Genomic DNA, 19,552 nt, shown 5'->3' with positions numbered 1-19,552 from the left:
GGCCAAAAGGCCGCTACCGATCACATTATTGCCCGCGTTCAGTGCAGGAATTCTGAACGGAGCGTGCCTTCGTTCAGAACAGCAGCGAGGCCATCTTCCGGCGGTAGCGGCCGACCAGGTCCTCGTCGGTGATGACGTTGAAGGCATCGATCAGCACCTTGCGCGGCAGGCCTTCGGCGAAGGTGCGGTCGATCCGCAGCATCTCCAGGAACTGCTCGAGCGCGGCTTCGTCGTGGCCGCCGAGCAGCAGCTGCACGCCGCGCAGATGGCGGGCCTGCAGGTCCTTGCCATCGGCGGCGATGCGGGCATCCAGGGCCTCGGCCGAGGGCGCATCCTTCAGCGCGGTGGCGAAGGCCAGGCGCGCACGGCCGCGCACCGCGCGGTCATCGGTGGCCAGGTTGGCGGGCAGGGCATCGATCAGCGTGCCGGCCTCATCCACGCCACCCACCTGCAGCAGGGCCAGGGCGAGGTCCAGCTTCAGCTCGTCCTTGTCCGGTTCGGCGGCGATCTGCGCACGCAGCACGTCCACCTGCGCCTGCGGGTCCAGCGGCGCCTCGTCTTCGGCCACGGTATCGCCGATATCGGCCGGCACGATGCCGTGCTGGGCCAGGAACTCGCGCAGCTGGCCTTCGGGGATGGCGCCGGGGAAGCCGTCCACCAGCTGGCCGCCCTTGACCAGGAACACGGTCGGGACCGAACGGATCTGGAAAGCGGCAGCGATCTGCTGCTCGGCGTCGACATCGACCTTGGCCAGCTCGAACGCGCCGTTGTACTCGGCCGCCAGCTTTTCCAGCATCGGACCCAGGGTCTTGCACGGGCCGCACCAGGTGGCCCAGAAGTCCACCAGCACCGGCGTCTGCAGGGATTTCTGCAGCACCTCGGCCTCGAAGGTCGCGGTGGTGGCGTCGAATACGTGTGTCGTCGTCTCGGTCATGGGGGAGATATCGCCTGGCAACTGGAGACCGATTCTATGGTGTCGATCCATGTCGGTCTCAACCCTGTCGTCACACCCGGCACGGGCAAACGTGCCGTGGCTTGGCGGTTGTCGTGCCTGCCGCGACAATGCAGCGGTCTTTCATTACAGGTGGGTCCGCGCGATGTCCGTGCTCTGGCTTGATCGTTGGTTGGGGCTGCTGGCCGCCATGTTGTTCGTGCTGGCCGTGCTCGGTTTCGGCGCAGGGCTGGCGGGCTACGCCCAGGCCGTGCACCCGGTGGCGCTGCTTGGTGCCCAGGGCGTGCCACATGCGCTTGCCTTCAACCTGCTGGGCCTGGTGCTGCCGGGCGCGCTGGCAGTGGTGGTGGCCGAGCGCCTGCGCCGGCAATTGCCGGTCGGGGCGGGCTGGGCGCCGCGGGTGGGCAGCCAGATGCTGCTGCTGGCGGGCCTGGCCTTCGCGGCCATGGGCCTGCTGCCGCTGGACCCGGAAGACCTGCATGGCGGCGCCAGCCAGCTGCACGCCAGCGCCTGGATGGTCTGGGTGCTGGGCTTCGTGGTCGGCACGCTGATGCTGGGCATCCCGCGCCTTCGCGGCGGGCACGGGCGTGCGATGGCCTTGCTGGCCCTGGGCTGCGGCGCGCTGGCCGGCCTGGCCGCGTTTGCCCTGCAGGGCGTGCTGCCGGCGCCGCTGGCGCAGCGGCTGGCCTTCGCCTGCTGGGCGGCCTGGCTGGCCCTGGCCCTGCCGCTGTCGCGGCGCCACTGAGGGCGCGGCGGCTGCCGCGCCCGGGGTGGGTCAGGGCTGCTGGTAGCACTTCACCTCGAATCCGACGGGGCCGAAGGTGTCATAGATCCAGGCGATGGTCTGGTTGATCGCGTTCTGCTCGGTATCGGCCTCCTCAGAGTGCCAGCCGGAGCTGCCGGGTTCATCGGTGATGATGTAGGCGCAGTTGAAGGTCGCGGCCTGTGCCGTGGCGGCGATGCCCAGGGCCAGGGAAACGGCAAGGGCGGCCTGTTGCAGCAATTTCATGGTGGTTCTCCAGTAGTGGGCTCCGGGTGACGACCATTGGCCGGCGGGGCAGGGAGCCGGCTGGCCCGCAGGTTCAGGCTCGACCGGGCTTGGAGGGCCGGTAGTAGGGAAATTCCGCCATCGGGGTAGGTCAACGCCGCGGCTACGCCTTCCAGTGACGGGCTTCGCCTCCGCCTTGGGACGCAGTGCCCGGACGGACTGTGCGCCTGGCCGGGATCGGCGCAGTGAGCTGCACCCAGGCAGGGCCGGCCGCGACAGTGGGCGGCCTTTCCGGGGCAGGGTTGGAGACGTTTGCCGCACTGCGGTACGCTGTACCGCTTTGCCGCCGCAACCGCGTGTTACATGACCAGCGCCGAACCCAACGTTTACGACCCGCAGCAGGTTGAATCCGCCGCCCAGAGCTTCTGGGATGCCACCCGCGCCTTCGAGGTCGACGAGACCTCGGACAAGCCGAAGTACTACTGCCTGTCGATGCTTCCGTACCCGTCCGGCGCGCTGCACATGGGTCATGTGCGCAATTACACGATCGGCGACGTGATCAGCCGCTACAAGCGCATGACCGGCCACAACGTGCTGCAGCCGATGGGCTGGGACGCGTTCGGCCTGCCGGCGGAGAACGCCGCGATCAAGAACAAGACCGCGCCGGCGGCGTGGACCTACAAGAACATCGACCACATGCGCAGCCAGCTGCAGTCGCTGGGCTATGCCATTGACTGGTCGCGCGAGTTCGCCACCTGCCGCCCGGACTACTACGTCCACGAGCAGCGCATGTTCACCCGCCTGATGCGCAAGGGCCTGGCCTACCGCCGCAACGCGGTGGTGAACTGGGACCCGGTCGACCAGACCGTGCTGGCCAACGAGCAGGTCATCGACGGCCGCGGCTGGCGCTCCGGCGCCCTGGTCGAGAAGCGCGAGATCCCGCAGTGGTTCCTGCGCATCACCGATTACGCCCAGGAACTGCTGGACGGCCTGGATGAGCTGGACGGCTGGCCGGAATCGGTCAAGACCATGCAGCGCAACTGGATCGGCCGTTCCGAAGGCCTGGAAATCCAGTTCGACGTGCGCGATGTCGATGGCAGCGCGCTGGACCCGCTGCGCGTGTTCACCACCCGCCCGGACACGGTGATGGGCGTGACCTTCGTGTCGATTGCCGCCGAGCACCCGCTGGCGCTGCACGCGGCGAAGAACAATCCGGAACTGGCGGCGATGCTGGCCGACCTGAAGCAGGGCGGCGTGTCCGAAGCCGAACTGGAAACCCAGGAAAAGCGCGGCATGGATACCGGCCTGCGCGCCGTGCACCCGGTCACCGGCGAGCAGGTGCCGGTGTGGGTGGCCAACTTCGTGCTGATGGGCTACGGCACCGGCGCGGTGATGGCCGTGCCCGGCCACGACCAGCGCGACAACGAGGTGGCCAACAAGTACGGCCTGCCGATCGTGCAGGTCATCGCCCTGAAGGATGCGCGCAACGACGATGAGCGCACCTGGGACGCCACCCGCTGGCAGGACTGGTACAGCGACAAGAGCCGCCAGACCGAACTGGTCAACTCGGCCGAATTCGACGGCCTGGACTTCCAGGGCGCCTTCGAAGCGCTGGCCGAGCGTTTCGAGCGCAAGGCCCAGGGCCAGCGCCGCGTCAACTACCGCCTGCGCGACTGGGGCGTGAGCCGCCAGCGTTACTGGGGCTGCCCGATTCCGGTGATCTACTGCGCCAAGTGCGGCGCGGTGCCGGTGCCGGAAGAACAGCTGCCGGTGGTGCTGCCGGAGGACGTGGCCTTTGCGGGCACCGGTTCGCCGATCAAGACCGACCCGGAATGGCGCAAGACCACCTGCCCGGACTGCGGCGGCGCGGCCGAGCGCGAGACCGACACCTTCGACACCTTCATGGAGTCGAGCTGGTACTACGCCCGTTACACCTCGCCGGGCGCCCGTGATGCCGTCGACAAGCGCGGCAACTACTGGCTGCCGGTGGACCAGTACATCGGTGGCATCGAGCACGCGATCCTGCACCTGATGTATTTCCGCTTCTACCACAAGCTGCTGCGTGACGCGCGGATGGTGGACAGCAACGAACCGGCGCGCAACCTGCTGTGCCAGGGCATGGTGATCGCCGAGACCTACTACCGCCCGAACCCGGATGGCTCGAAGGACTGGATCAACCCGGCCGACGTGGACGTGCAGCGCGACGAGCGCGGCCGCATCACCGGTGCCACGCTGATCGCCGACGGCCAGCCGGTGGTGGTCGGTGGCACCGAGAAGATGTCCAAGTCGAAGAACAACGGCGTGGACCCGCAGGCGATGGTCGGCAAGTACGGCGCCGACACCGTGCGCCTGTTCTCGATGTTTGCCGCGCCGCCGGAACAGTCGCTGGAGTGGAACGAAGCCGGCGTGGACGGCATGGCCCGCTTCCTGCGCCGCCTGTGGGCCCAGGTGCACAAGCACGCTGCCGACGGCGCCGCCCCGGCACTGGACGTGGCCGCGCTGGATGCCAACCAGAAGGCACTGCGCCGCAAGACCCACGAGACCATCGGCAAGGTCGGCGACGACTACGGCCGCCGCCACAGCTTCAACACCGCCATCGCTGCGGTGATGGAGCTGATGAACGCACTGGCCAAGTTCGAGGACACCAGCGAACAGGGTCGCGCGGTGCGCCAGGAAGCGCTGCAGGCCGTCGTGCTGCTGCTCAACCCGATCACCCCGCACGCCAGCCACACCCTGTGGCAGGTGCTGGGCCACGGCCAGACGCTGCTGGAAGACCAGCCGTTCCCGCAGGCCGACAGTGCCGCGCTGGTGCGTGATGCGCTGACCCTGGCCGTGCAGGTCAACGGCAAGCTGCGTGGCACCATCGACGTGGCCGCCGACGCCGCGCGCGAGCAGGTGGAGGCACTGGCCCTGGCCGAGCCGAACACCGCCAAGTTCATGGAAGGCCTGACGGTGCGCAAGATCATCATCGTCCCCGGCAAGATCGTGAACATCGTCGCTGCCTGATGCACCCGGCACCGGCCGCCGCCCTGGCGGCCGGTGCGTTGTCGCCATGCCACGGCCACGTGCCGATGGCCCTGCGTTCACGCGTCCTCGGGCACGCTGTCTGTTGCCGTGATCGCCCGGCTCCGCCAGACTGTTCCCATGACCCGAATTCTGCTTGCCCTCGTCCTTGTCCTCGGCCTTGCCGGCTGTGGCTTCCACCTGCGCAACAAGTTGATGCTGCCGACCGACACCGCGCCGGTGAAGGTGGTCTCCACCGCGCCCTACAGCGAGCTGGTCAAGCTGTTGAACCGCAGCCTGCTGGCGTCCGGTGCGAAGCTGGCCGACGAGGACAGCACGGATCCGGCGGCACAGCTGCAGGTGCTGTCCGAGCGCTGGGGTGACCTGCCCATCGCCATCGACGCACAGGGCCGCGCACAGGAATACAGCCTGCGCTATGCGGTCATCTTCATCTTCCGCCGCGAGGACGGCAGCGAGCTGGTGCCGCAGCAGGTGATCGAACTGTCGCGCGACTACGTGTCGCCGCCGACCGACGCCACCGGTACCACCACCGAACGCGAGATCCTGGCCGACGAGCTGCGCCGGGAAATGTCCGCCTCGATCATCCGCCGCATCGACAGCGTGGTGCGTGCCGAGCTGGAACGCGGCGGCAGCCTGTCCGCACCGAAGCCGGCCGTGTCGACCGATGGCGAACCGGCCACCGTGCCGGCGCCGGTCAAGCCCTGAGCTGCCGCATACGATGGAACTGCGACCGGAACAGCTGGCCAGCCAGGGCGGTGACACCGCGCTGGCGCCGGTATACCTGATCGCCGGCCCAGAAACCCTGCGCGTGCTGGAAGCCGCCGATGCGGTGCGCGCCCGCGCCCGCGCCAGCGGCGTGGACGAGCGCGAGGTGTTCGACGCCGACGGCCGCGATTTCGACTGGAACCAGCTTGATGCCAGCTTCAACGCGCCGAGCCTGTTCAGTGCGCGGCGCCTGGTGGAAGTGCGCCTGCCCAGCGGCAAGCCGGGCAAGGACGGCGCCGAAGTCATCAGCCGGTTCTGCGCCGACCCGGCGCCGGACGTGGTGCTGCTGATCACCGCCAACGAATGGAGCAAGGCCCACCAGGGCAAGTGGGCCGAGGCGGTCAACCGCGTCGGCGTGCTGTCGGTGGCCTGGGCGATCAAGCCGCATGAACTGCCGGACTGGATCGAGCGCCGCCTGCGCAGCAAGGGCCTGCGTGCGGATGGCGCAGCGGTGCAGCGCCTGGCCGAACGCGTGGAAGGCAACCTGCTGGCCGCCGCGCAGGAAATCGACAAGCTGGCCCTGCTGGCCGACGGCCAGCCGCTGGACGTCGAACGGATGGAATCGCTGGTGGCCGACGCCGCCCGCTACGACGTGTTCCGTCTGGTCGAAGCAACGTTCTCGGGCCAGCCGCAGGCGGTGCTGCGCATGCTCGCCGGCCTGCGTGGCGAAGGCGAGGCCGTGGCCGCGCTGATGCCGATCGTGATCCGCGAGCTGTTGGCCGGTGCCGGCCTGGCGCGGGTGCAGGCCCGCGGCGGCAACCTGGCCGCCGAAATGAAATCGCGCGGCATCTGGGAATCGCGGCAGGCGCCGTACAAGCGCGCGCTGCAGCGGCATCCTGAGGGCAAGCGCTGGGAGCGCTTCGTGGCCGAGGCGGGTCTGGTCGACCGCATCGCCAAGGGTCGCGCCGACGGTGACGCCTGGCTGGCGCTGGAGCGGCTGCTGGTGGCGGTGGCCGAAGCCCGCGCCGTGCGCCTGCTCGCGCGCGCCTGAGTGATGAGCCTGCGGATCTACTACGGCGGCACCTTCGATCCGGTGCACCTGGGCCATCTGGCCATCGCGCGCGCCGCACGCGACGAACTGCAGGTGGCCGTGCGCATGTTGCCGGCCGCCGACCCGCCGCACCGCGCGGCCCCGGGCGCCACCGCTGAACAACGCTGCCGCATGCTGTCGCTGGCCATCGGTGACGAGCCCGGCCTGCTGCTGGACCGCCGCGAGCTGGACCGGGCCGCACGGGATCCCGGCCGCCCGTCCTATACCGTGGACACCCTGCGCGAGCTGCGCGCCGAACTGGGCCCGAGCCGGCCGCTGGCCTGGCTGGTGGGTGCCGACAGCCTGCTGGCCCTGCCGGCCTGGCATGAATGGCAGGCGCTGTTCGGCCTGGCCCATTTCATCGTGGCCGAGCGCCCGGGCAGCCCCCTGCGCGATGCCGTCGCCGGCGAGCTCGGCCAGGCCCTGGAGGGCCGCTGGGCCGACAACGAGCAGTCGCTGTTCGCCAGCCCGGCCGGGCGCGTGCTGCGCCTGCACCAGCCCCTGCGCGGTGAATCGGCCAGCGCCGTCCGCACCCAGATCGCCGCCGCCGGGCCCTGGCGGGCCATGCTGCCGCCGGCGGTGGCCGACTACGTGGCCGACCAGCGCCTGTACCGGCCCGATACGCCCTGAATGCATGCCGTGAATGGCGCAGGCGCGCCATGCCCGTATAATCGCCCCCACGTTTATCGAGTCGATCCACTTTGAGCAACCAGACCCAGCCCCAGACCATCAAGGTCGATCTGCCCAGCCCGCCGCCCTCCGTGCCGGAACTGCTGGCCAGCGTCCGCCAAGCCACCGAAGACCTGAAGGCCAAGGACCTGGTCGAGATCGACGTGCGCGGCCGGTCCAGCGTGGCCGACTACATGATCGTCGTTTCGGGCACCTCGACCCGCCACGTCAAGTCGATCGCCGATGAAGTCGTGCGCTTCGCCAAGAACATCGACGTGATGCCGCTGGGCGTGGAAGGCGAGCGCGAAGCCGAGTGGGTGCTGGTCGACCTGGGCGACGTCATCGTCCACGTCATGCTGCCGCGCGTGCGCGAGTTCTACGCGCTCGAGCGCCTGTGGACGGTTGGCGACCAGCCGCCGCCGAGCGACGACGACGAAGTGGCCTGAGCCACGGCGTTGCTGCACCCTTCGACGGCGCCGATGGCGCCGTCGACGTTTTGGAGATGCCATCGATGAAAGCGCGCCTGATCGCCACCGGTGAACGCGCACCCAGCTGGGTCGCGCAGGGCTTTGCCGAGTACCAGAAACGGCTGTCGCACTGGTTGCCGTTCGAGCTGGTGGAAATCGAGCCGGGCCTGCGTGGCAAGGGGCGCGATGCGCGCCGCGCCACCGAGGACGAAGGCAAGCGGGTGATTGCCGCGCTGCCGAAGAACGCCTACGTGGTGGCACTGGATGTGCCGGGCCGCCAGCTCAGTTCCGAACAGCTGGCGCAGCGCCTCGAGCACTGGCGCGGGCAGGGCAGGGACCTCGCCTTCCTGATCGGTGGCCCGGAAGGTCACTCGCCGGAAGTGTCCGCGCTGGCCGATGAGAAGTGGTCGATCGGACCGCTCACGCTGCCGCACATGCTGGTGCGCCTGGTGGTGGCCGAGCAGCTGTATCGCGCGGCGGCAATGATTGCCAATCACCCCTACCATCGCGCGTGAAGAGTGGTTATACTAGTCGTCTGCCCGAATAGCTCAGCCGGTTAGAGCACTTGACTGTTAATCAGGGGGTCGTTGGTTCGAGTCCAACTTCGGGCGCCACCTCTGAAAACCCGCATCGCGAGATGCGGGTTTTTTTTGCGCGTCTGCCAGGGCGCCGCACATGCCCGGCGCGACGCAAAAAACAAAGGCCCGGGCAGTTGCCCGGGCCTTTGCAGGTGACGCGCCTTCGATTACTTGAAGGTGTACTTGGCGCCGACGGTGAAGTAACGACCAATCGCGCCGCTGAAGTGCAGCGGGTTGTAGTTGACCGCACCGTAGGTGCTGGGGTCGAGCGGAGCGATGCGATCGAACACGTTCTGCACCGATGCGTTCAGTTCGAAGGCTTCGGTGATGTTCCAGCGGCCGGACAGATCGAAGGTGGTGAAGGAGGAGATCTTCTCCACCGGCGAACCATCTTCATAGAAGGCCAGGTAGTCGCCACCGCGGCGGTCCTTGTTCTCCATGCTGTCGATGTAGTTCACCACGCCGCTGACGCTCCACGGGCCCTGCTTCCAGGTGGTGCCGAAGTTGATCTTGTCCTGCGGCGTACCGATGCAGTTGGTCACGTCGCAGTTGCCGTGGGTGCCGACGTAATCGACGGTGGTGTCACCCTCGGTACGTTCGAACTTCAGGATGTGGCTCCACTGCAGGTCCATCTCCAGCTGGCCCGGACCCAGGTCGAAGGTCTGGCGCACGTCGGTGTCGATACCGCGGACACGCGAGGAGTTGGCGTTCACGTAGGCCGTGTTGACCGCCAGGATCGTGCCGCTGTTGAGCACGCCACCGATGTTGTTGGAGTCACGCAGCACGTTGCCGGCGGCGATGGCGTCGGCGGTGCTGCCCTGCGCGATTTCGTTGGTGCGCTTGATTTCCCAGGCGTCAACGGTCATCGAGGTGCTGGAGGTCGGCTGCAGCACGATACCCACCGAGTAGCTCTTGGACTCTTCCGGCTTCAGGTCCTTGTTCGGGCGGGTGATGATCGCCACCGAGCGCGCGGTGCACTCGTTGGCCGGATCGATGCCGCAACGCACCGGATCGCGTGCGTTGGAGAAGGCGGCCAGGCCACCGTCACCGTTCTCGGCCGGGTTCGGCGCGCGGAAGCCTTCGGCGTAGCTGGCGCGCAGGGCGATCCAGTCGGCCGGGGTCCACTTCACGCCCAGCTTCGGCGTGGCCTTGCCTTCACCGCTCTCGTACTTGTCGTAACGCACGGCGCCGGACAGTTCCAGCGATTCCAGCACCGGCGCGGACAGTTCGGCGTAGCCGGCGTACACGTTCTGGGTGCCGTCATAGGCCGAGTAGCCCAGGCCGATGATCTGGCCAACGTCGGTGAACGTCTGCGGGGTCAGGCTGTTGCTGGTCTTGCGCCACTCGGTACCGAAGGCCAGGCCCAGCGGGCCGCCCTTCAGGTCCATCAGGCTGCGCGAGATGGTGAAGTCGAACATGTCCAGGCTGGACTTGGCGCGGGCGCTGATGGTCGGGCTGATCGCATCGTAGACCGACTGCGGCGTCTGCGACGCGTTGTCGCCGATGCGCCAGGTGCCGTACGGGCAGGCCGGGTTGCCCAGCACGCAGCGCACGGCGTCGTAGTTCAGGAAGCCGGTGCGCTTGTTGACCAGGTCGGTGCCCGAATGCAGGTAGGCGGTGTCGTAGCTCCACTCACCCCAGTTGCCCTTGGCACCCACCAGGAAGCGGTTGAACTCATTGGTGTTGTCGGTCACGCGCGGGCCCACGTCCCAGGCGCTGTAGCGCAGGCGCGCAGCGTAGGGCAGCGGGTTGTCCGGGTGGCCGGCGTACAGCATGGTTGCACCCGGGCCGCTGTTGGCGTTGACCGGGCCGCCCGGGTAACCCCAGCCGCCGGACACGCCGGACGGCGTGTTGCTGAAGATGGTTTCCTTCTTCGAGTAGCCGATCTCGGTGTAGATCTCACCACCTTCACCGAAGGCGAAGCTGGCACGACCGAACACGTTGACGTACTTCTCTTCCGGGCTCAGGTCGCGGTACAGCTGTGCCGGATCCCACAGGCAACCCTGTGCCTGGGCGGTGGCATCGGTCTGGCCCGGGATCGTGGTCACGCCGGCGCAGCCCGGCAGGGCGACCAGGTGGCCGGTGTTGTCGAACACCGAGCCGTTCGGGCCGGTGCCGCCTGCCGTGCCGCCGGACAGGTAGGCGCCACCCAGGAACTGCGCATCGGCGGCATCGTAGCCCCAGCGGCGGATGTCGCCGGTGCCGATCCACTTGCGGTTCTTGCGGTCGCTGATCTGGATGCGGTCGGTCTTGCCGACGTCCAGGCTGAAGAAGGCGTTCCAGCCATCGCTGGCGAGGTCGCCGGTACCGGCGGTCAGGGTGGCCTTCTTGGCATCGCCGTCGCCATCGCCGGACACGCCGTAGGAACCACGCAGGATCGCGCCCTGGAAGTCGCTGCGCAGGATGATGTTGACCACGCCGGCGATCGCGTCGGAACCGTAGATGGCCGAGGCGCCGTCCTTCAGCACTTCCACGCGCTCGACAGCGTCAAGCGGGATGGTGCTGAGGTCGGTGAACACCTTCTGGCCGTCGTCGGCCAGGCCGTAGGTCGCCATGCGGCGGCCGTTCAACAGCACCAGCGTCGAGCCGGCGCCCAGGCCGCGCAGCGAAATGCCCGCGCCGCCACCGGCGAAGCCGTTGCCGAAGGTCTTGGGAATGGAGCCGGCGCCGTCGGCGGTCAGCGTCTGCAGGTATTCGGCGACCGTGGTCTTGCCGGTGCGGTCGATTTCCTGGCGGGTCACCACCTGCACCGGGGACGGCGTTTCGGTGTTGGTGCGCGGGATGTTCGAACCGGTGACCGTGATGCGGTCAAGGTTGGTGGCCTGTTCCTGTGCGAAGGCAGAGGAGGAGACCGCGGCGCCGGCCAGCAGCAGGGTGCCGCCAGCGAGGATATGGGTGATGGAAGTTGCCAGGTGGTTTTGGCGGCGGCTGGCGGGCCGTTGGATCGGGTGTTTCACAGCTTCTCTCCTGACTGGAAAACTCGAGCATTGAGGGCTGTCACCCGGTGTGCCCCGGGGACGCATCAATCTAGGTTTCTGGCAGGTGACGACGGTGTGAAGTTTTACTGAATTCGTAACGATCTTTCGACCAAAGCGAAATGTTTTGGCGTGAACGGCTATTGACGGGGTACGGGCGGCGCGTATGGCCGGCCCGGCAGTGCGCCGGGCCGGCACGGGCCTTACTGCGGCAGGGAGAACTGCACCGGCACCATGCCGATGGCCGCTACCGCCTGGCCATCACGCTCGGCCGGCACGAAGCGCCAGTGGCGCAGGACCTGCTGCCGGGCCGCCTGGTCCAGGCTGCGCGAGCCACTGCTGCGCTCGATGCTGACATCCACCGGCTGGCCGCTGGGGTCCACCTCGACCCGCAGCAGGACGGTGCCCTGTTCGTGGTTGCGCACGGCCTGCACCGGGTAGGCCGGCGGCGGGGCGCTGCGGTACTGCAGCTGCACCCCGGCCATCGGGGTGGAGGGCGCCACGCTCGGCACCGCCTGTACCGGTGCCGGTTCGGCGGCGGGCAGGATGATGCCTTGGGCTTCTTCCAGCGTTGCGGTCGGGGTGGGCAGGGGCGGGACGACCGTCGGCGTGGTCTTCGGCTTGGGGTCGACCTTCACCTGGACCAGCTCCGGCGGCACCGGGGTCGGCTCCGGCGGTTCCGGTTGCTCCTTGGGGATCAGCCTGACCTCGGTGCTGTCGCGGGGAAGGGCGGTGATCGCCTGGTAGGTTGCCGGGATGAGCAGCAACAGAAAGGCCAGCAGGTGCAGGGCAATAGCCGCGCTCCAGGCGGCGACGCGGGCGGGATCGAACTGCAGCGGTACAACGGGATACGTACGAACCATGGTCCACCTCCATGCCAGTGACGAAGTCCTCAACGCACCAGGGCCGCCATCGGGGTTGCCGCACGCGGCTGGCAGTCAATCATTAGCGCCGGCGCCCGGCCACTGCCTAGAGGCAGGGTCACTGCCGTTGGGCTGGCCTTCATCTGTGGCGCCTGATCGGCCACCGGCCAAAGAAAACGGCGCCCCGGGGGGCGCCGCGTGTGGTCTGCCGCTGCGCTCGCGGGGCACGGCCCCGCGCTACCCATGTGGCGGCCCCGCGCGAGGCATCTGCCGGTAGCGCCGGGCCATGCCCGGCGGATGAAGACGCGCCGCTGCGCTCGCGGGGCATGGCCCCGCGCTACCCATGTGGCGGCCCCGCGCTGGCCTGGCGCGGGCGATCAGCGGCCCAGTTCGAACACCACGTCCAGGTTCACCGACACGGTCGATTCACCGGGCGCGACCGGGGTGGCCTTGTCCATCGCCGCACCGGCGGCCATGGCCCGCATCATCGGCATCGGGCGGAAGCCGCCGTTGCTGTTCTCGGAAATGCTGACGATGCGGCGCACCTGCAGGCCCAGCGACGTCGCATAGGTCTGGGCGCGGGCCTGGGCCTTCTTCAGCGCGGCCAGGCGGGCTTCGTCATAGACCGGCTCGGGCTGGTCGATCTCGAACTGCGGGCCGTTGATCTGGTTGGCACCCTGGGCCGCCAGGGCATCGAGCACCTTGCCCAGCTTGGCGATGTCGCGCACCTTCAGGCTGACCGTGTTGCTGGCCTGGTAGCCGGTGATCTTCGGCGCTTCGTTGTCGGCATAGCGGTACTGGGGGTTCAGGCTGACGCCGCTGGTCTGCACGTCGCGCTCGGCAATGCCGGCGGCCTTGATCGCGGCCAGCACCTTGTCCATCTGCTGGGCGTTCTGGCGCATGGCGCTGTTGCCGTCGGCGGCCTGGGTGACCACGCCGGCCGACAGGGTGGCCACGTCCGGCACGCGGGTGGCCTCGGCATTGGCCGAGATGTTCAGCAGGGTGCCTTCGGCCGCGGCGGCGATCGACGGCGACGACGGGGCGGCGTGGGCGGTCATCGAGGCTCCAAGAGCGAGGGACAGGGCGAGCAGCAGCGGGGTGACGGTGCGGCGCATGGGATCTCCTTGTTGTGGCGGTGAGGGTGGTGTCGTAGCGATGAACGCGCTGTGAGTCCGTTCGGGGTTTGAGGCGTGCCGGGCGGGGTTGCCGACGATTCAGGCAGCGCCCTCAGGTTATGCTGTGCCGATGCTCTATCTTGCTTCCCGCTCCCCCCGACGCAACCAGCTGCTGGCCCGACTCGGACGCCCCTTCCAGGCCCTCGACCTGGAGGTGCCCGAGGTGCGCGCGGCTGCCGAAAGCGCCGAACACTATGTATGCCGCGTGGCGGCCGACAAGGCGCGCGCCGGCCTGGCCGGGGTGCTGGCCAGCGACCCGCAGGCGCGGGTGCTGGGCTCGGATACCGAGGTCGTGCTCGACGGCGAGGTGTTCGGCAAGCCGGCCGATGCGGCCGACGCGCGGGCGATGCTGGCACGGCTGGCCGGGCGCACCCACCAGGTGATGACGGCCGTGGTGGTGGTGGGCGCTGGCGGGCTGGACAGTGAACTGGTCGTGTCCGAGGTCACCTTCGCCCCGATCAGCGCGGCCGACATCGCCGCCTACGTGGCCACCGGCGAGCCGCTGGACAAGGCTGGTGCCTACGCCATCCAGGGAGGCGCCGAGCGCTGGATCGAACACCTTTCCGGCAGCTACTCCGGCGTGATGGGGTTGCCGCTGCTTCATACCGATCGTCTGCTGGCGCGCTGCGGCGTGCCGGCCCCCATTGCCGATGCCGCCAGGGAGGCTGCCGATGTCTGAGGAAATCCTGGTCAATGTGACCCCGCGCGAGACCCGGGTCGCGGTGATCGAGAACGGCATGCTGCAGGAGCTGCACATCGAACGCGGCTGGCGCCGCGGCGTGGTCGGCAACATCTACAAGGGCAAGGTGCAGCGGGTCATGCCCGGCATGCAGGCGGCCTTCGTCGAGGTGGGCCTGGAGCGCGCCGCGTTCCTGCACGCCAACGACGTGGTGCGGCCGGCCCCGGTGGCCAGCGCCGATACCGAGCACACCACCCTGCCGCCGCCGTCCAGCGTGCCTATCGTCGAGCTGCTGCGCGACGGCCAGGACATCGTGGTGCAGGTGGTGAAGGACCCGATCGGCACCAAGGGCGCCCGCCTGACCACCCAGATCAGCATTCCGTCCCGCTACATGGTGCTGCTGCCGCAGTCCAAGGTGGTGGGCGTGTCGGCGCGCATCGAGGATGAAGGCGAGCGCGCGCGGCTGAAGGCGCTGGTGACCGAGCTGTCGGCCCAGCATGGCGGCTATGGCTACATCGTGCGCACCAATGCCGAAGGGCAGCCGGCCGAGGCCATCGCCGAGGACGTGGCCTACCTGTCGCGCGTCTGGAACGTGGTCGAACGGCGGGGCCGCGAAGCCCCCTCGTGCAGCAACATCTATGAAGACCTGAGCCTGCCGCTGCGTTCGGTGCGCGACCTGATCCGCAAGGACGTGGACAAGGTGAAGGTCGATTCGAAGGAAACCTTCGCCCAGCTGCAGGCCTTCGTGGCCAAGTACATGCCAGTGCTGGCCGAGAAGCTGGAGCTGTATTCGGGCGACCGGCCGATCTTCGACATGTTCGGGGTGGAGGACGAGATCGGCCGCGCGCTGGACAAGCAGGTGCCGCTGAAGTCCGGCGGCTACCTGGTCATCGACCAGACCGAGGCGATGACCACCATCGACGTGAACACCGGCTCGTTCCTTGGCCAGCGCAACCTGGAAGAGACCGTGTTCCGCACCAACCTGGAGGCCGCGCAGGCGGTGGCCAGGCAGCTGCGGCTGCGCAACCTGGGCGGCATCATCATCATCGACTTCATCGACATGGATGACGCCGAGCACCGCCGCCAGGTGCTGCGCACGCTGGAAAAGGCCCTGGCCCGCGACCACGCCAAGACCACGGTGTACGACTTCTCGCCGCTGGGCCTGGTCGAGATGACCCGCAAGCGCACCGTGGAAAGCCTGGAACGGCAGCTGTCGGAGACCTGCCCGCAGTGCAGCGGGCGGGGCTCGATCAAGACCACCGAGACGGTGACCTACGAGATCTTCCGCGAGATCACCCGCGCGGTGCGCCAGTTCGAAGCGGCGCGCCTGCTGGTGATCGCCTCGACCAAGGTCGTGGCGCGCATCACCGACGAGGAGTCGTCGGCGGTGGCCGAGCTGGAGGAGTTCCTCGGCAAGAGCATCCGCTTCCAGGCCGATGAGCAGTACCTGCAGGAGCAGTTCGATGTCGTTCTGCTCTGAAGCATGCGGCCCGGGCATCGGTCGAGGCCGATGAGCGCGCCGCCGCGCCTGCGACTGCGAAGGATCCGCCGTCATTTCGTTGCTGCATGCGCGGTCGGTCTGGTCGTGCTGGCGCTGCTGGTGGGTACGCTCAGCCAGCTGCTGCCGTTGGCCGAGCGCCATCCCCAGGCGATTGCGGCCTGGCTGAGTGAGCGCGCCGGGCAACCGGTGCGCTTTGAACAACTGGACACCGCCTGGACCCGCCGTGGCCCGCTGCTGCAGCTCAAGGGCCTGCGCATCGGCGCCGGGCAGGGGCTGGCCATCGGTGAGGCCGAAGTACTGGTGTCGATGTACAGCGGCCTGCTGCCGGGCCGTTCGCTGACCGAACTGCGCCTGCGCGGCCTGGCCCTGGACCTGCAGCAGGCCAGCGATGGCCGCTGGTCGGTGCGAGGGCTGCCGCAATCCAGCAGCGGTGATCCGCTGGATGCGCTGCGCCGGCTGGGCGAACTGCAGGTGATCGGTGGCCGCCTCGGCGTGCATGCGCCCGGCCTGGGCGTGGATGCCACGCTGCCGCGCATCGACCTGCGCCTGCGCGTGGATGGCGACCGCCTGCGGGTGGGCGTGCGCGCCTGGGCACAGACCGATGCGCTGCCGCTGACGGCGGTGCTGGACCTGGACCGCCGCCACGGCAACGGCCAGGCATGGCTGGGTGCCGACCCGGTCGATTTCCATGCATGGTCGCCGCTGCTGGCGGCCGGCGGCGTGCGCCTGCGCGAGGGCAAGGGCGAACTCAACCTGTGGCTGGCCCTGCGCGATTTCGCGCCGGTGGCCCTGACCACCGATTCGGACCTGCGCGAGGTGCGCATCGATGGCGCGCCGCTGCCGGGGATGACCACGCCGGGCCTGCAGCTGCAGCGCGTACAGGCCCGCCTGCGCTGGCAGCGCCAGGGCGACGGCTGGGCGCTGCAGGTGCCGCGCCTGCGCCTGCAGGCCGGGCCGGACCAGCAACAACTCGATGGCCTGCAGGTGCAGGTGGGCAAGCAGCTGCGGATCAGCAGCGGAACGGTGCAGGCCGGTACCGCGCTGCGCGCGCTGGCCCTGAGCGACCGCCTGGAACCGGGCCTGCGGCGCTGGCTGTACCTGTCCAGGCCGCAGCTGGACGTGCAGGCGCTGCAGTTGCAGGGCGAGCGCGACGGCCCGCTGTGGGCGCAGGGTGAGCTGCAGGCGCTGGGTTTTGCCAGCGTCGGCGATGCCCCCGGGGTTCGAGGCCTGGGCGGGCGCTTCGAAGGCGATGCCGATGGTTTCAGCCTGCAGCTGAAGCCGCAGCAGGAACTGCAGTTCGACTGGCCCACCGGCTTCGGCGAGCGTCACGACCTGCACCTGGCCGGGCAGATCGTCGGCTGGCGCGATGAAGCCGGTGGCTGGCGCATCGGCACGCCCGCCATGCGGGTGGAGGGCACCAATTACGCGGCCGACGTGCGGGGCGGGGTCTGGTTCCAGGGCGATGGCACGCGGCCGTGGCTGCAGCTGGCGGCCAAGCTGGACGACGTGCCGATGACCGCCGCCAAGCGGTTCTGGATCCATTCGAAGATGAGCAAGGGCGCCACCGACTGGCTGGATGCCGCCCTGGTCGGCGGCCAGGTGCGCGGCGGCATCGGCCTGGTCAGCGGTGACCTGGACGACTGGCCGTTCGACAACAACGATGGCCGCTTCGAGGCCACCGGCCACATCAGCAACGGCGACATCCGCTTCCAGCACGACTGGCCGCTGATGGGCCAGGTCGACGCCGACATCGCCTTCATCGGCCCCGGTTTCCACATGCAGGGCCGTGGTGACCTGGCCGGCGTGGCGGTGCAGAAGTTCGAGGCCGGCATCGAAGATTTCGGCCATGCGCCGCTGTACGTGCGTGCCGACAGCCAGAGCGAGGCGGGGCGGCTGCTGGCGATGCTGCGGCAGAGTGGCCTGCACAAGGATTACGGCGACACCCTGGACAACCTCGTGGCCAGCGGATCGGCCAACGTACACTTCGACCTGCTGCAGCCGCTGCACCACGACGAAAGCGGCGGGCACCTGCAGGGCACGGTGGACCTGGCCGGCGTGAAGCTGGTGGACAAGCGCTTCGATCTGGAATTCGACGCCATGCAGGGCCAGGCCCGGTACGGCAGCGGTGGTTTCGCCGCCGAGGACCTGGCAGTGCGGCACCTGGGCCAGGACGGCCGCCTGAGCCTGCGCGCCGGCGGCTACGTGCGCGATCCCGCGCGGGCCTTTGAATCGGAACTGGCCGCACGCCTGGATGCCAAGGTGCTGATCGACCGTGCGCCGGAAATGGCCTGGTTGAAACCCTATCTCGAGGGCACCTCGGCCTGGACCATTGCGGTCAACCTGCCCAAGGTGGCACCCGGTGCGCCGGCCCCGCCGAGCGAACTGCGCCTGCATTCGGACCTGGTGGGCACCCGCCTGGACCTGCCGGCGCCGCTGGACAAGCCGGCCGCCGATGCGCTGGCGACCACGGTGTCGGCGCAGCTGCCGATGGGCGATGGCCGCATCGACGTGGCCTTCGGCCAGCGCCTGGCGCTGGCGGCGCGCACCCACAACAACCAGACCGGCGTGCAGGTGACGATGGGCAGCGACCGCGTCGACCGCGATCCGCCGCCCAGCGGGCTGGCCATCAACGGCCGCAGCCCGACCCTGGATGCGCTGGAATGGATCGGCCTGGCGCGTGGCGCCGGTGGCGATGGCGACCCGATGCCGCTGCGCGCGGTGGACGTGCAGGTCGGCAGGCTGATGCTGATCGGCGGCATCTTCGAACAGACCCGCCTGCAGCTGCGGCCGGGCGCGCAGGCGCTGGACGTGCGCCTGGACGGTCCGTCGCTGGCCGGTCACCTGAGCGTCCCCAATGCCGATGGCGGCACCATCAGCGGCCAGCTCGACCGTGTGCACTGGCAGTCCTCGCCGGCAGCGCCCGGGGCGGACACTGCCGCGGCACCGGCGCGGCCGCAGACCGGTGCCGATGACATGGACCCGGCCAAGCTGCCGCCGTTCGCACTGGACATCGCCGACCTGACATTCGGCAAGGTGGTGCTGGGCCAGGCCGTGCTGCGCACGCGCCCGCTGGGCAACGGCCTGAACGTGGACACCCTGCGCTTCCGCGCGCCGGACCAGGAGATCGACATCACCGGCCGCTGGCTGGGCAAGGGCGAGGGCGCACGCACCGAACTGACCGCAAAGGTGCGCAGCCAGGACCTCGGCGGGCTGATGCAGAACCTGGATTACGCCGGCCAGCTGCGCGGCGGCTCCGGCCAGGCGCAGCTGCAGGCCGCCTGGGCCGGCGGGCCGTCCGATTTCCAGCTGGGCAACCTGCAGGGCACGCTCGACATCGACGCACGCAACGGCCAGCTGCTGGAACTGGACCCCGGTGCCGGCCGCGTGCTGGGCCTGCTCAGCGTGGCCCAGCTGCCGCGTCGCCTGATGTTCGATTTCCGCGATTTCTTCTCCAAGGGCTTTGCGTTCAACCACATTGAAGGCGGCATGCAGTTCGCCGATGGCATGGCGCGCACCGACAAGGTGCTGATCGAAGGCCCGGCGGCCAACATCACCATCCGCGGCCAGACCGACCTGCGCCAGCAGCAGTTCGACCAGACCATCGACGTCAACCCGCGCGCCGGCAACCTGCTGACCGTGGTCGGCGCGGTGGCCGGCGGGCCGGTGGGCGCCGCGCTGGGTGCGGCCACCAATGCGGTATTGTCCAAGCCACTGGGCGAGATCGGCGCCCGCACCTACCGGGTCACCGGCCCGTGGAAGGAGCCCAAGGTGGAGGTGATCGAACGCAGCCGCGACCGTCCCCCGGCCCCGCCGCGCGCGCCTGCACCGGCCCCGGCAGTGCCGCCGACCGTCACCGACCTGCCGCGCCCGCGCTGAGCGTCGCGGC

15 protein-coding genes and 1 tRNA gene are annotated in these 19,552 nt (G+C 69.2%); 11 read left to right on the top strand and 5 right to left on the bottom strand.

Translation table 11 applies throughout. The features are described from left to right. Positions 1-73: 73 nt before the first annotated feature. On the bottom strand, positions 74-934 hold the full coding sequence (gene trxA / locus C1927_RS15200; protein WP_079222695.1) for a thioredoxin: 861 nt from the start codon (positions 932-934) through the stop codon (positions 74-76). A 163-nt stretch (positions 935-1,097) separates the two neighbouring features. Here trxA and C1927_RS15195 point away from each other — a divergent pair, with 163 nt between their 5' ends. Further along, positions 1,098-1,697, top strand: coding sequence for a DUF998 domain-containing protein (locus tag C1927_RS15195; protein ID WP_079222694.1), 600 nt, complete (start codon positions 1,098-1,100; stop codon positions 1,695-1,697). 30 nt (positions 1,698-1,727) lie between these two features. Here C1927_RS15195 and C1927_RS15190 read toward each other — a convergent pair whose 3' ends face one another. After that, positions 1,728-1,961 (bottom strand): hypothetical protein, encoded by a 234-nt coding sequence (locus tag C1927_RS15190; RefSeq protein ID WP_079222693.1) that lies wholly within the window; start codon positions 1,959-1,961, stop codon positions 1,728-1,730. A 342-nt stretch (positions 1,962-2,303) separates the two neighbouring features. Here C1927_RS15190 and leuS point away from each other — a divergent pair, with 342 nt between their 5' ends. From leuS to C1927_RS15155, 7 genes are all read left to right on the top strand, one after another. Further along, positions 2,304-4,946 (top strand): leucine--tRNA ligase, encoded by a 2,643-nt coding sequence (gene leuS / locus C1927_RS15185; protein ID WP_108747129.1) that lies wholly within the window; start codon positions 2,304-2,306, stop codon positions 4,944-4,946. Positions 4,947-5,084: 138 nt separating this feature from the next. After that, positions 5,085-5,669, top strand: a complete 585-nt coding sequence (lptE, locus tag C1927_RS15180) for an LPS assembly lipoprotein LptE (protein ID WP_108747128.1) — start codon at positions 5,085-5,087, stop codon at positions 5,667-5,669. A gap of 13 nt (positions 5,670-5,682) precedes the next feature. Beyond that, the gene (gene holA, locus C1927_RS15175; protein WP_079222690.1) at positions 5,683-6,720 is read left to right on the top strand and encodes a DNA polymerase III subunit delta; all 1,038 of its coding nucleotides are present in this window, start codon (positions 5,683-5,685) and stop codon (positions 6,718-6,720) included. Between the two features lie 3 nt (positions 6,721-6,723). Continuing rightward, complete coding sequence (nadD, locus tag C1927_RS15170) at positions 6,724-7,389, top strand: nicotinate-nucleotide adenylyltransferase (protein WP_079222689.1); 666 nt, start codon at positions 6,724-6,726, stop codon at positions 7,387-7,389. A 71-nt stretch (positions 7,390-7,460) separates the two neighbouring features. After that, the gene (gene rsfS, locus C1927_RS15165; RefSeq protein WP_079222688.1) at positions 7,461-7,874 is read left to right on the top strand and encodes a ribosome silencing factor; all 414 of its coding nucleotides are present in this window, start codon (positions 7,461-7,463) and stop codon (positions 7,872-7,874) included. Positions 7,875-7,939: 65 nt separating this feature from the next. Further along, a complete protein-coding gene (gene rlmH / locus C1927_RS15160; protein WP_079222687.1) occupies positions 7,940-8,410 on the top strand; it encodes a 23S rRNA (pseudouridine(1915)-N(3))-methyltransferase RlmH in 471 nt (156 codons plus the stop codon). Positions 8,411-8,432: 22 nt separating this feature from the next. After that, a tRNA-Asn gene (locus tag C1927_RS15155) sits at positions 8,433-8,509 on the top strand. Positions 8,510-8,640: 131 nt separating this feature from the next. On the opposite strand, the gene C1927_RS15150 is transcribed toward C1927_RS15155, so the two are convergent. The 3 genes from C1927_RS15150 to C1927_RS15140 all read right to left on the bottom strand — a co-directional run bounded on the left by C1927_RS15150 (position 8,641) and on the right by C1927_RS15140 (position 13,426). Next, on the bottom strand, positions 8,641-11,430 hold the full coding sequence (locus tag C1927_RS15150) for a TonB-dependent receptor (protein WP_079222686.1): 2,790 nt from the start codon (positions 11,428-11,430) through the stop codon (positions 8,641-8,643). A gap of 221 nt (positions 11,431-11,651) precedes the next feature. Further along, positions 11,652-12,311, bottom strand: a complete 660-nt coding sequence (locus C1927_RS15145) for an energy transducer TonB (RefSeq protein ID WP_079222685.1) — start codon at positions 12,309-12,311, stop codon at positions 11,652-11,654. A gap of 377 nt (positions 12,312-12,688) precedes the next feature. Then, positions 12,689-13,426, bottom strand: coding sequence for an SIMPL domain-containing protein (locus tag C1927_RS15140; RefSeq protein WP_079222684.1), 738 nt, complete (start codon positions 13,424-13,426; stop codon positions 12,689-12,691). 130 nt (positions 13,427-13,556) lie between these two features. Between C1927_RS15140 and C1927_RS15135 the strand changes: the two genes are divergently transcribed. From C1927_RS15135 to C1927_RS15125, 3 genes are read left to right on the top strand one after another with little or no spacing between them, the layout of a single operon-like run. Continuing rightward, complete coding sequence (locus tag C1927_RS15135) at positions 13,557-14,165, top strand: Maf family nucleotide pyrophosphatase (protein WP_079222683.1); 609 nt, start codon at positions 13,557-13,559, stop codon at positions 14,163-14,165. After that, the gene (gene rng, locus C1927_RS15130) at positions 14,158-15,645 is read left to right on the top strand and encodes a ribonuclease G (protein ID WP_108747127.1); all 1,488 of its coding nucleotides are present in this window, start codon (positions 14,158-14,160) and stop codon (positions 15,643-15,645) included. The genes C1927_RS15135 and rng overlap by 8 nt, the downstream gene beginning before the upstream one ends. 30 nt (positions 15,646-15,675) lie before the next feature. After that, complete coding sequence (locus C1927_RS15125) at positions 15,676-19,542, top strand: YhdP family protein (protein ID WP_108747126.1); 3,867 nt, start codon at positions 15,676-15,678, stop codon at positions 19,540-19,542. Positions 19,543-19,552 lie beyond the last annotated feature (10 nt).

The organism is Stenotrophomonas sp. ZAC14D1_NAIMI4_1 (genome assembly GCF_003086775.1).
GTDB lineage: Bacteria > Pseudomonadota > Gammaproteobacteria > Xanthomonadales > Xanthomonadaceae > Stenotrophomonas.
The sequence above is the reverse complement of the archived record's forward strand: the minus strand, read 5'-3'. Positions and strand labels throughout refer to the sequence as shown.

Coding starts and splice junctions, on each gene's coding strand:
- trxA (WP_079222695.1), bottom strand. CDS start 934: ATGACCGAGACGACGACACACGTATTCGACGCCACCACCGCGACCTTC.
- C1927_RS15195 (WP_079222694.1), top strand. CDS start 1,098: ATGTCCGTGCTCTGGCTTGATCGTTGGTTGGGGCTGCTGGCCGCCATG.
- C1927_RS15190 (WP_079222693.1), bottom strand. CDS start 1,961: ATGAAATTGCTGCAACAGGCCGCCCTTGCCGTTTCCCTGGCCCTGGGC.
- leuS (WP_108747129.1), top strand. CDS start 2,304: ATGACCAGCGCCGAACCCAACGTTTACGACCCGCAGCAGGTTGAATCC.
- lptE (WP_108747128.1), top strand. CDS start 5,085: ATGACCCGAATTCTGCTTGCCCTCGTCCTTGTCCTCGGCCTTGCCGGC.
- holA (WP_079222690.1), top strand. CDS start 5,683: ATGGAACTGCGACCGGAACAGCTGGCCAGCCAGGGCGGTGACACCGCG.
- nadD (WP_079222689.1), top strand. CDS start 6,724: ATGAGCCTGCGGATCTACTACGGCGGCACCTTCGATCCGGTGCACCTG.
- rlmH (WP_079222687.1), top strand. CDS start 7,940: ATGAAAGCGCGCCTGATCGCCACCGGTGAACGCGCACCCAGCTGGGTC.
- C1927_RS15145 (WP_079222685.1), bottom strand. CDS start 12,311: ATGGTTCGTACGTATCCCGTTGTACCGCTGCAGTTCGATCCCGCCCGC.
- C1927_RS15140 (WP_079222684.1), bottom strand. CDS start 13,426: ATGCGCCGCACCGTCACCCCGCTGCTGCTCGCCCTGTCCCTCGCTCTT.
- C1927_RS15135 (WP_079222683.1), top strand. CDS start 13,557: ATGCTCTATCTTGCTTCCCGCTCCCCCCGACGCAACCAGCTGCTGGCC.
- rng (WP_108747127.1), top strand. CDS start 14,158: ATGTCTGAGGAAATCCTGGTCAATGTGACCCCGCGCGAGACCCGGGTC.
- C1927_RS15125 (WP_108747126.1), top strand. CDS start 15,676: ATGAGCGCGCCGCCGCGCCTGCGACTGCGAAGGATCCGCCGTCATTTC.